The 12,217-nt window shown below is 49.1% G+C and carries 8 protein-coding genes; 6 read left to right on the top strand and 2 right to left on the bottom strand.

Annotated elements, in window-relative coordinates; genetic code table 11:
- Nucleotides 1-21: 21 nt before the first annotated feature.
- The gene (locus AB4Z33_RS10925) at nt 22-1,791 is read left to right on the top strand and encodes a sensor histidine kinase (protein ID WP_442049960.1); all 1,770 of its coding nucleotides are present in this window, start codon (nt 22-24) and stop codon (nt 1,789-1,791) included.
- Nucleotides 1,766-3,397: a response regulator transcription factor gene (locus tag AB4Z33_RS10920; protein WP_442049959.1), complete on the top strand. Its 1,632-nt coding sequence runs from the start codon at nt 1,766-1,768 to the stop codon at nt 3,395-3,397. The genes AB4Z33_RS10925 and AB4Z33_RS10920 overlap by 26 nt, the downstream gene beginning before the upstream one ends.
- Nucleotides 3,398-3,487: 90 nt before the next feature.
- On the opposite strand, the gene AB4Z33_RS10915 is transcribed toward AB4Z33_RS10920, so the two are convergent.
- Complete coding sequence (locus AB4Z33_RS10915; RefSeq protein WP_442050004.1) at nt 3,488-4,645, bottom strand: glycosyl hydrolase family 8; 1,158 nt, start codon at nt 4,643-4,645, stop codon at nt 3,488-3,490.
- Between the two features lie 265 nt (nt 4,646-4,910).
- Here AB4Z33_RS10915 and AB4Z33_RS10910 point away from each other — a divergent pair, with 265 nt between their 5' ends.
- Nucleotides 4,911-6,434, top strand: a complete 1,524-nt coding sequence (locus tag AB4Z33_RS10910; protein ID WP_442049958.1) for a carboxylesterase/lipase family protein — start codon at nt 4,911-4,913, stop codon at nt 6,432-6,434.
- A 196-nt stretch (nt 6,435-6,630) separates the two neighbouring features.
- Here the strand turns inward: AB4Z33_RS10910 and AB4Z33_RS10905 are convergent, their stop codons facing one another.
- The gene (locus AB4Z33_RS10905; protein ID WP_442049957.1) at nt 6,631-7,395 is read right to left on the bottom strand and encodes a helix-turn-helix transcriptional regulator; all 765 of its coding nucleotides are present in this window, start codon (nt 7,393-7,395) and stop codon (nt 6,631-6,633) included.
- Nucleotides 7,396-7,725: 330 nt separating this feature from the next.
- On the opposite strand from AB4Z33_RS10905, the gene AB4Z33_RS10900 reads away from it, so the two are divergent.
- The 3 genes from AB4Z33_RS10900 (at nt 7,726) to AB4Z33_RS10890 (ending at nt 12,213) form a co-directional block, all read left to right on the top strand.
- Nucleotides 7,726-9,297 (top strand): response regulator transcription factor, encoded by a 1,572-nt coding sequence (locus AB4Z33_RS10900; RefSeq protein WP_442049956.1) that lies wholly within the window; start codon nt 7,726-7,728, stop codon nt 9,295-9,297.
- 125 nt (nt 9,298-9,422) lie between these two features.
- Nucleotides 9,423-11,129, top strand: coding sequence for an ABC transporter substrate-binding protein (locus AB4Z33_RS10895; RefSeq protein ID WP_442049955.1), 1,707 nt, complete (start codon nt 9,423-9,425; stop codon nt 11,127-11,129).
- A 109-nt stretch (nt 11,130-11,238) separates the two neighbouring features.
- The gene (locus AB4Z33_RS10890) at nt 11,239-12,213 is read left to right on the top strand and encodes an ABC transporter permease (protein WP_442050003.1); all 975 of its coding nucleotides are present in this window, start codon (nt 11,239-11,241) and stop codon (nt 12,211-12,213) included.
- The last annotated feature ends 4 nt before the right edge of the window (nt 12,214-12,217 follow it).

Genomic DNA, 12,217 nt, shown 5'->3' with positions numbered 1-12,217 from the left:
CTTGCGAGGAGTTGTGTAAGATTGCTCAAGATACCTGTCAATTCCATGCGCCACGCCTTGTTTCTTAGGCTTGTCATCATGCATCTCGTTGTCATTCTGCCCATCATTATATTAGGCGTTTATTTGTATAATTGGAGCTATACCAACGCAAGCCAGGACATCTCAAGGAACACCTTGGCGCAGTTGTCCTCTTATCTCGATGACATGAACCGCGAGGTTGAATGGCTGGAGGTCCAGCAGTTCGATATGCTGCAGGAGGGAGAGCTTACGAAGGTCGCGGTAACGTGGGAGATGATGGACAGCGTCGAAAAGAAGGAGAGCATGGACTATTTGGTTCATCGGCTCACTTCCATTAGGAACAGCAGCGCGTATATGAAGGATATATACGTTCATATCCCCTCGATTGGCAAAACGTTATCGTTCGGCAATGCCGTTMACGATCTGGAGCAAGGAAGGTATGACCAAATTCGGGCTTTGTCGGAACGAAGCGGAGCCAAACGTTTGATTAGGCAGGGCGATTCGCTTCATCTTAGCGCCTCCAAGTACGGCGGGAAGAAGGGAGAAGAGCCGCTCTTCATCGTTCAGATCGAGCTTGATACGGCAAAGCTGAAGGAATCGCTGAACCAATTGAGCGTGTATCCCGAAAGCGGCTCTTTTCTTATCGCTGAAGAGGCGAATTTCACCCTGCTCGGCAGCGATAAATCACCTCATATTTTGAACGAATATTTGAAAGCGCAGCGACTTTCGGAGGAAAGTTCCTTGCTATTGAAAGCAGATGGACGATCCTACCATATCGACAAAGCGGAATCATCTGAATTGGGCCTTGCGGTAGTGACCTATTTGCCGGAGGAGACGGTGAAGAGGCCACTGAACAAGTTTAATAAATGGGCTTGGCTGTTTACGGCAACCTCGATTCTTGCGATCGTTGTCTATTCTCTCTCGACTTACCGTCTCGTTCATCGGCCGCTGCTGCTGCTTGTTCAGAGCTTCCGCAGAATGGAAGGCGGGACGCTTGATATCCAGATCGAACACGAGAACAAAGACGAATTCGGTTATTTGTACGATCGATTCAATCAGATGCTGAACAAATTGCAACTGCTGATTGACCAGGATTTCAAGCAGAAGCTCATGATGCAGAAGGCCGAGCTGAAGCAGCTTCAGTCTCAGATTAACCCGCATTTCCTATATAACAGCTTTTTCATACTTAATTCACTAGCCAAGACGGGCGATACGGATCGTATCGAGCTGTTCACCAATATGCTCGGCGAAYATTTCAGGTTCATTACGCGCAACGGTGAAGACAATGTGTACTTATCCGAAGAAATCAAGCATGCCAGGATGTATACGGAGATCCAGAAGCTTCGGTTCTCCAGGCGTATCAGCGTGCAATTCGACGAACTTCCGAAGGAAATGGAGCGAATTCGCGTACCAAGGCTTATTGTTCAACCGATCATCGAGAATGCATACGAGCATAGCCTAGAGAAAATGTCGGAGGAAGGTTTTCTTCGCGTTTCGTTCGAGAGGCATGAGTCGGATTGGCTGATCGTTGTCGAGGACAACGGAAGTCAGATTGACGATGCAATGATCCAAGCGTTGAACGACCAAATGACGAACAACGGCGAAGCGCATGAAATGACGGGCATCATTAATATTCATCGCCGAATTATGTTGACTTACGGAGAAGGCAGCGGATTATTTTTGTCCAGAAGCAAGTTGAACGGCTTGCGAGTCGAAATACGGATCAATCCAAAGGAGGCGGATGGAGATGCACCGATTGCTGATCGTCGATGACGAGGAAATTATTACAGACGGCCTCTACGAAGTGTTAAGCAATCTCATGCCGGATCAATTGGATGTTTGCAAAGCATATTCGGCTAAGGAAGCGCTCGCTTGGATGGCGCGTACGCGCATCGATATCGTCATGACCGATATCGCGATGCCGGGCAAAAACGGTCTGGAATTGTCGGAAGAAATATTGACGTATTGGCCGAGATGCAAAGTTATTTTTCTTACCGGTCATAGCGAATTTGACTATGCGTATAGAGCTTTCCAGATGCCTGATGTCCGTTATTTGCTGAAGACGGAAGGCTATGCGAAAGTGACGGAGGCCGTACGGGGCGCATTGCTCGACATTCAGCGCAGCAATCTCGAGAGCACGCTGCTGGAGCAGTCGCGCGAGCAGAAGTACGCTTACGAATTCATGGCGCAAGGGGATTACATGAGGCAACTGCTGCAAGAAAGCGACGCTCTTTGCGCAGAGCAAGCGCGAGTCATCGAGGAATTCGGCCATCTGAATATTGGCTTGGATCCGACGAATCCGGTTATGCTTGTACTTGCTCGATTGTCTTACCCTCCCAGGATGACGTATACGGAGAGAAGCAAGCTCCTTGTATCAGCAAGAACGGTATGGGATTCCTATCTGAAGGACCACGCCGATAGCATCGGAATCGTCGATAGGCATGGAGACCTGATGTGGTTTATTCAGCCGTCCAAAGAGTCAAGCGGAATCCATGGTGGTGACTTTATCCGCTATATGGAAGGTGTGCTCGAGCTTATCCAGGAAGCTTGCCTAACGTCGCTCGGATTAGAGATTACATTGACTATAAGCGGCGCAAACTGCGATTGGATAACGGTCACCCACCAATATGAAAGGCTGCGCCAGCTGCAGCAGTTGAAGATCGGCGACGGCATTTCCATGATATTGCGGGATCGCGACGAGAATATGAACGGCTTCGGCGGCAAGGAAACATTCGTGCCGGGCCGCAAGGCGGAGATTATGGCAGCGCATTTGGAAGCGGGCCGGGCGGACGAATTTTATGCGGATTGGGATCAGTTGGCGATGGCAGCGTTGCAATATAACGAGCATGCGCAGCGATCGATTGAAGCGTACTATTCCGTTGCCCTGATGCTGTATTCTTGCTTAAACCGTCTGGGTCTGCAAAATCGCCTCGACGACCACTCGAAGCTGATGCGGCTCGATTGCCATGCCTCCATGAAGGATGGATTTGTTTATTTGAAGCAAACGGCGGATGCGATCTTCCGCTACAAGCAGAGCGACGATCGGGATAGAACATCGCAAGTGATCGACCGGATCTGCCAGTATATCGACGAGCACTTAAGCGATGATTTATCCTTGGTGCGACTGGCGGAAATTCATTACTTCAATCCTTCCTATCTATCGCGTTTCTTCAAGCAGGAACGAGGCATTAATCTATCCGAATATATCGATACTTGCCGGGCCAGAAAGGCGAAGGAGCTTTTGCGCGACAACGATCTGAAGGTCAGGGAGGTCGCCGTGTCAGTCGGGTATGAAGCGGCTCATTCGTTCACGCGGTTCTTCAAGAAGGTAACGGGAATGACGCCCCAGGAGTATCGTGATTCTCTGACTACCAGCTAATAGAGACCATAGAAAAAGAAAGCGGCGATCGCCCCCTTATGTTAGCAAGGGAGTCGATCGCCGCTTTCTGTATTTATATCGGGCAGTCGGTTAATAGATACGGTAGTTTCCGCTTAATGCCAGAAGGCTGAATAAGTACAGGCAATTGTCGTAATAACGCCGCTCGCCGGTACGCAAAGGGGTGTTCCAGAACAAATAGACAAAATGAGCGGCATCCGGTCCGTCCGCGGCAAGCGATGCCATTGCATTCGTCGCCAGAAGGCCGATCGGATGCAGAGAAGATTCTTCGAATGCCTTCCCGTCAATCGTGTAACGGCGATAGTCGGATACGTCGATTTCGCGGAAGAACGCTTGAATGCGATTCGACTGTTCGACTTGCCACGGGTCTTTGCGGAACCATTCATAATCAAGTCCGATGTTCGCCGCTACGCGGTAGGCATCGCTGAAAAAATGCCGGTAGTCGCCGTGAGGCTGCGGTACGGCAGGACTCCCGTCGTAATTCGCGTACTCGGGCGACAGTCCGGTTACCGGATGGCAGGCGGTTCGCAGATAAGCGCGGCTTGCCTCGGCGGCTTCCCTCCAGAAGCGTCTATCCTGCTCATCCGCATGAAGCGCGAACAAGTCGTAGAAATGAGGCAAATGATAGGAAGGGTCGCTGAACGGCGATTCCGGTATGAACTTAATCAGCTTGGTAGCGGGATCCCACATCGGATCGCCTTCGCCGTTCTCTCCCTGATGTATGCACGCTCGAAGTATCGTCTTCGCTTGCTCGGAATAGTCGAACGGCTCCGGTCCGTCACCCCAGCGATTCGAAGCGAAGATCAAAGCCATGGCGAAAAACTCTTCCCCGTCCGGTGCCGGTCCCTGGGAGATGCGGGTACCGTCAGGCTTGCAGTGCCAAGCGAAATAGTGCTTGTAGCGGCCTTCCGTATGCTGCATGAACGTCTTCGCATAGTTCCAGAGACGGTCGAATTCTTCCTTCTTGTTCATTTGCACGGCCATCATCATGCCGTACGACATACCTTCGGATCGAACGTCCGAATTGCCTGTATCGAGGAGATAACCTTTATCGTCACCCATAGGATAATAGATTCGCAAGTCGGCACGGCCATAAAATAATTCGTTCCAAGCCTGCTCCAGTCTGGCGTGTATTTCCTGTTCGGAATATCCGAGCTCTTTGAACAAATTCCTGTAATCGGCTGTATGGAAAGCCCCTTTAGTTGTATTGGACACGATCGTAACCTCCATTATTATCGTATTAAAACTCATCATAACATGGCCGCTGGTTAAGGAATTAAAGCGTTTTCTTAAAAAACTATAGCATTTCTGGAGGAGCTAAACCGAAATCATTACATATTAGGATACATCAATGAAATAGTCGCATACGTCATTGTCTGATAAGGGCTCGTATTATAATATTTTGTTCCAAGACAGTGTTTTGGCAAAGCTAACAATGGAAACGCTTCCGACAAAATGGAGCATTTGATCTGTTACATGATAGGAGTTGTTAAGCATGCTTAGAATAGTGAAGGTTGAGAACGGAATCGTTCAGGGATTGCCGGCGGCCGACCCCCGAATTACGAGCTTCAAGGGGATACCGTTCGCCGCGCCGCCCGTGGGGGAAAATCGTTGGCGTGCCCCGCAGCCCGCRAAAGACTGGAATGGCGTGCTCAAAGCATACGAATTCGCGCCGATCTCGATGCAGGTGAGGCAAGAGCTTGATGAAAAAAACATCTATACCCGAGAATGGGCAGTGGAACCGGACATCGCCATGAATGAGGACTGTCTATACCTGAACGTTTGGACACCGGCCAATCATACCGATGAAATGTTGCCTGTATATGTATGGTATTTTGGCGGAGGACTGCAGGTTGGCCATACGGCAGAAATGGAGTTCGACGGAGAACGGATAGCTAGGCGGGGCATCGTGGTAGTTACAATCAACTATCGTTTGAATGTATTCGGATTTTTATGCCATCCCGAAATTACGTCGGAAGCACCGGAAGCGCCTGCTAATTTCGGAAACCTCGACCAACAAGCGGCTACGAGATGGGTCAAGCGAAATATTGAGGCTTTTGGCGGAGATCCGGACAACATCACGATCGGCGGACAGTCGGCCGGAGGCGGAAGCGTCATGAGCCAGCTCACTTCGCCTCAGAACGAAGGACTCTTTCAGAGGGCGATTATTCAAAGCGGAATCTTTACGAAGCTCTACCCGGGAACCCTCATGCCCGGTCTTCGGAGCGATTTGGCGGAAGCCGAACAGGACGGTTTGAAGTTTTTTGAGTATCTTGGCGTCTCTTCGCTTGCAGAAGCCCGGCAACTGGATGCGGTATATATTCGCGACAAGGCTGTGGAGTACCAAGGGTTTTGGGGCACCGTCGCGGATCAGGTCTTTAATGAAGGTAACCCGTTTGAACGGTTCCTTCGTAATAAGCGATGGATGGTTCCGGTCATGTTCGGTCATACGTCCTCCGAGTTTTTCAGCGTTCCGAATGCCGGGACGCTTGACGACTTTAAGAAAATGGCAGAAGACGTGTTCGGTGACGATGCCGAAACGTTTCTGGCGCTTGTCGATTTCAGTTCAGCCAATTTGGAGGGGATTGTGAGCAAGGCATCGGTAAGCGGCATCGAATATGCGATTCGCATTGCCGGACAGGCTAATACGCACTCAGGTGCTAATATCCCTTTGTACTATTATCATTTCGACGCGGAAATACCGGGATGGGATAATCCCGGCACCTTCCACTCGGTGGATCTTTGGTTTTTCTTCGAGACGCTTGCTAAATGCTGGAGACCGTTTGWCGGCAAACATTACGATTTGGCCCGCCTGATGTGCAATTACTGGGTTAACTTCATTCGTTCCGGAGATCCGAACGGACAGGATTGTACAGGAGAGGAGCTGCCGCGATGGGAGCCCTATTCGTCCGAAGCGCCGTATGGGATGTTGTTTGCCGATCGGGCCGAGTTTTCCAGGGAACAACCGAATGAGGTCATGACATTTCTTGTGCAGCACTATTTCAAACACAACACATAAGCATGGAGGAGACATCGTTTATGCAAAATCAAATGAAGTTCCGTTTGCCCCGCATGATGATCAAGTTCCCGATCCCGCCAGGGTGAGATATGCATGGGCTGACAATCCGGAAGGTGCCAACCTGTATAGCCGGGAAGGCTTGCCTGCATCGCCTTTTGCTACGGATTAACCGTTGCTGCCTYAATTGCAGGGGACATCACGTTTTGGCCGCCTTTTGAAAATTTCTTGGCGTATACCCTGTCAGCTTTTTGAATTGCCGGCAAAAGTGTTCCACATTTTGATATCCGCATCGGGAAGCGATCTCAACAATGCTTTGGGTGCTATGAATCAAATATTCTTGCGCTAATCGGATTCGATATTGAATGACGTCATCCATGCAGGAAATTCCAAACGTTTTCTTATAGAGGCTCTGAAGATAGCCCGGACTTATTTGGAGATAATCCGCCATTTTCGAAACCGTCCAACAGTCTCCCGGATCGTTTTGAATCGCTGTGCGAATCTTTAATAGATTGTAGTAATGAGGCGTAATGACATCATGAGAATAGGATTCCAATAGCTTGTTAAACAGCGTCCGGAGCAAATAGTCGATGGAAGATTCCTTGTAATCGCGATTATAGTTATGCTCGATGACTAGCAGTTCAAACAGCTTATGGCAATAGTCAGGATCGTTGATGGAAAAAGGAACGCCGGGCGGAAGTGAGGATTTCGTAATATAAGATTCATTGGATTCGAAGCGGATCCAGTCATTGACGAAATAATCGGAACTGGCTTGGTAATAAACTTTTTGCTTTGGGCGGTAGAGGACGGCGCTGTGAGCAGGGTATTCCTTAAGATCGCCATTGACCCAAAACTTCGCAGGAGTCTTAGTGATCACAAGGAGCCAGTGATAACCTACGGGCACATCAATAACAAAATTGCTTGCGTGTGTAGTATTGCTTTCAACATAGTAAATATGAGCCATCCGTACCCCTCCATGTTAGCATTTCTACATTATATCATAGCGAGGTAGTTAGGCATAAGATGAGGTGCTAACCTAGCAAGAAGCTCTGATAGTCGTAGAAACTAGAATTAGAGAGGTAATTATACAGAGTTTGTCGGGTTGTGCACTTGTCTTGAAGTCGATAAATTGATGTAAGAGAGAGGCCGAACGATTATTCGCAATGCAATTAAGAAATAAAAATGTTATCCGATGAAGAAAGCGGCGGTCGTCCCTCGAGTTCAATAAGGGAGAGAACGCCGCTTCTGTTTTTCCTAAGCGATTCCTATTTTTCGAAGAGAGAGGGTTGCCTGCATGCATAGCGTAATTATTGTCGACGATGAAATATATTTCCGTAAAGGCTTTATAAGGATGATTGATTGGGAAGGAAACGGATATCAGGTCATTGGCGAGGCCGACAATGGAGAGGATGCGCTTGAGATGATCCGGGATAAAATGCCCGATCTAGTCATCACCGACATTCGGATGCCCGTTCTGGACGGTCTTGCCTTAATCCAGGCGGCAGAGGAAGAGAAGCTTGATACGGAATTCGTCATTATTAGCGGACATAACGACTTCACCTATGCGCAGCAGGCCGTTCGTTTCGGCGTGCTCGATTACGTGCTTAAGCCGGTAGACGAGGACGACATCGCTCAAGCGCTGGGCAAGCTGCGGGACAAGCTGACGAAGAAACGAGAGCTTCAGGAGCGACGACGCAAGCTGTTGAGCGAGAAGCAGATCGAAGCGCTCATACGCGGAGAATCCGTAGATGACGCGGCGGATGCTTGGATGAGGTATGAGACGGCAATTGGTTCTCGAACGTTTACATACACGCTGATCGAGCTGAACAATGTTCACCCATGGAGCGACAAGAAGCAGCCGTCGACGGATGAGCTGCGGGCAAGTATTCGGGCTGCGGTGCGGCAGCTGGCTCCAAGCGCTTCCGATCCGATTCTCTATGAGCATCGCCGAACATATGGGTTGATCGTTACGAGTATGCATCTCTCCGAAGCCGGAGGCAGCGTACATGCGTTTATGGAGCTTCTGTTATTGCGGTTAAACGAGCAATTCGGACTCGAGTACCGCGCCTATGCGGGAACAACCGTCCAACATTTGAGTGGTATCAAGGAGTCGTATACAAGTGCCAAGGAAGCAATGAGCTGCAAATATTACAGAAGCACCGATCGCGTCATTGCCTCTTCGGACGTGAGCGGAACGGAACTAATTTACAGTCAATTGGACGACGACATATGCCGAAGGCTGGTAGAGGCGGTCGAAGAGAACGATTCGTACGAGATGAAACAGGTCATCGACTCGTTATTTTCGGAGTTTCGCGGTAAACGCTATTCTCCTGAAGCAATCAAGACCGGCATTGTCCAATGCGTGCTTGTGATTTGCAAATCGATTAGGGGCATGGAGGGGGATGAAACCGAGCTTGCTTCCTTCGAGCCGGTCATTAATTGGCATGATCACAACGTTACGCTGGAGGAAATCAAACGCTTGCTTACCGCATTTGTCTTTGAGGCCGGCGTTATGGTAAGCGAACTGTATCGCTCCTATGGCAAGGGCACAATGCACAAAATCAAAACGTACGTGGATCAGAATTACAGCAAAAATATTAGCTTGAAAATTATAGCCAGTCAATTCTACATGAACCCCGCTTACTTGGGTCAGCTCTTCAAAAGAAGTTACGGCTTGTACTTTAACGATTACTTGCAAAAGCTGCGGATCGCGGAAGCCAAAAAGCTGCTTCGGATAAAGGACATGCGAATCTACGAGGTGGCTGAAAGGGTAGGCTTCAACAATCCCGATTATTTCGTTACCCAATTCGATAAGCTGGAGCGAATGACGCCGTCCGAATATCGAAATAAAGTAAACCTGCAATAGTTTATTCGGGTTGAAATCAATAATTAGTGAGGAATTCGATGCAGTTAGGCGGGTAAACGAACGATGTAATCGCTTTTATACTTAGGTTGTACGTACATTTAGATGAGAGAGGGGTAAGAAGAATAGTGAAGAAAAACAAAGTATTGCTTCTCAGCCTGGCAGCTGCCTTGACGCTGTCCGCCGTGACGGCCTGCTCCGGCAACAACAACAACACAGACAAGCCATCTGCAACGAACGCCGCAACCGGTAATAACGGGGGCGCATCGGAGCCGACGAAGGAGAAGGTAACGTACACGATCTATAACGGAGTGGCAGGATCCAAGGACGGCAACACCAACGAGACGACGATCGGCAAAATGCTCGAGGACCAAACCGGAGTCAACTTCAAGCTGGAGTTTCTCGTTGGCGACTTGAACACGAAGATCGGCACGATGATCGCGGCGAACGAATATCCGGACGTGCTCATTCCGGACGCGGCGATGGAAGAGGTAATAAATGCCGGCGCATTCATTCCGCTTGACGATTTGATCGAGAAGCACGGTCCGAACATCAAGCGGGTATACGGGGATACGCTCGACCAAATGAGATCGGCTGACGGCGAGCTATATATTCTACCAATCGCCGCCCAGGTAGGCGAGTTTATTCCCGATCCTGAAGCGGGCTCAGGGTTCTGGATTCAGCGTCGCGTGCTCGAGGAAGCGGGCTATCCGGTCGTTAAGACGCTTGACCAATACATTAAGCTTATTGAGGACTATGAAGCGAAGCATAAGGACGAGAAGCTGACAGGCCTCATTTCGCTTACGCATGACTGGAGATTCTTCGCAACGTCCAATGTGCCGATGCACTTGATGGGTTATCCGAACGACGGCAACGTCATGATCGACGCGGATACGTTGGAAGCGAAGACGTATGCAGGCGACGAAGGCACGAAAAAATGGCTGCAGACGCTCAATGGCCTGAACGCAAAGGGTTTATTCGACAAAGCTTCGTTCGTAGATAACTACGACCAATACATCGCGAAGTTGACGTCGCACAACGTCCTTGGTTTCTTTGATTACAAATGGCAAGTGGACAATGCGCTTAACGTGCTGAAGGATGATGCGCGCAAGGATCCTTCCCTGGATAAGTACAGATACTTCCCGCTGCCGATTACGTTCGACGAGAGCATTACTGACGCTTACATCGATGCGGAAGCAGGCGTTGTTACTAACCGCGGTATCGGCATTACGGTCAGCGCCAAAGATCCGGTCCGCATTATCGAATATTTCGACAACTTGTTGAAAGAAGAGAACCAAATCCTGACGTCGTGGGGGATTAAAGGCGAAACGTACGAGGTTAACGAAGAAGGCCGTTTCTACCGTACGCAGGAGCAAATCGACAAAATCAACGAAGCGTTCAACGAGACATTCGGCTTTAAATATTATAGCTGGAACTGGCCAAGCTACGGAGCCAATTCTACGCTGTCTGACGGTAATGCCAAGGGTGTAAACATTCAGCCTGAATATTTCCAAGCGAGCTTGACGGAAGCGGATAAAGCAATCCTGGACAAATACGGCGCTCAGACGTATTCCCAAATGTTCGCAAAGCCTGTATTCCGCCCATGGTATCCGGCATGGGGCTTCGCTAAGGAGCAAAATTCGCCGGAAATCATGTGGGAAACGAAAAAGGACGAGTTGACGAAGAAGTACTTCCCTAAGCTTGTCCTTGCCGATCCTGGCAAATTCGACTCGATATGGGAAGAGTACATGAAAGAATTCGGCAAGCTTGATACGGCCGGCTATGAGAAGTGGACGACGGAGAAAGCCAAGGCGAAGGTTGAAGCTCTTAAATAAAGGATGACGGAGATAGGCCGGGCTTAACATATCGATTTTTATTCGATCAGTGTCCGGCCTATTCCTATTGTTAGGGCAAGATGCTTCGGTACCGGAAGGAGAGAAAATGATGGAGTCCAATGCGATACAGACAACGAGCCGGCCGCCAATAAACAAGAAGCCGAAGGGAATCAAGCTGTTCTTTGCGAAGCTGCTTCAGCAGCGTGCGCTCGTAATAATGACTGTGCCATTTTTGTTATGGCTAATTCTATTCAAGTACGTTCCGATTTGGGGCTGGACGATCGCTTTCCAGGATTTCAAGCCTGCACTCGGGTTTTGGGAGCAGAAGTGGATCGGCTTTCACCATTTCGAATTTTTATTCGGGGACGAAAGGTTCCTTCGGGTACTTCGCAATACGCTTGCGATGAGCACCATTAACCTTGTTTTTGGTTTCTTGACGGCGATAACCCTTGCGCTGCTGCTAAACGAGTTAAGGAAGGCTGCCTTTAAGAGGGCCGTACAGACGGTTAGTTATTTGCCGCATTTTATTTCTTGGGTCGTGGCGGCCAGCATCATCCAAACGACGTTGTCGCCAGACGGTATCATTAATGAACTGTTGGTTTGGCTTGGATTTGTGAACGAAGGAAATGAAATCTTATTTTTGGGCATTCCTGAATACTTCTGGACGATCTTCGGAGCAAGCTCGATATGGAAGGATATCGGATGGAACACAATCGTTTACTTGGCCGCTATGACAACCATAGACCCCGCACAGTACGAAGCGGCAGAGATTGATGGCGCGAACCGGCTGCAGAAGATGACGTACATTACGCTGCCTGGCATTAAATCAGTCGTCGTCGTATTGTTAATTATGAATATCGGATATTTGCTGGATTCGGGATTTGAACCGCAATATTTGCTGGGCAACGGCATGAACGTGGACTATTCCGAGAACATTGATATATTTGTCTTGAAATACGGCATCGCGCAAAGCAACTTCTCCCTTTCCACCGCGGCAGGCATGTTTAAGACAGTGGTCAGCTTCATCCTGTTGTTCGTAGTGAACAATATTGCGAAACGAATGGGCGAAGCAAGACTATTCTAGAACA

Origin of the sequence: Paenibacillus sp. 2TAB19 (assembly GCF_052115185.1) — a bacterium.
Taxonomy (GTDB): Bacteria; Bacillota; Bacilli; order Paenibacillales; family Paenibacillaceae; genus Pristimantibacillus.
The sequence above is the reverse complement of the archived record's forward strand: the minus strand, read 5'-3'. Positions and strand labels throughout refer to the sequence as shown.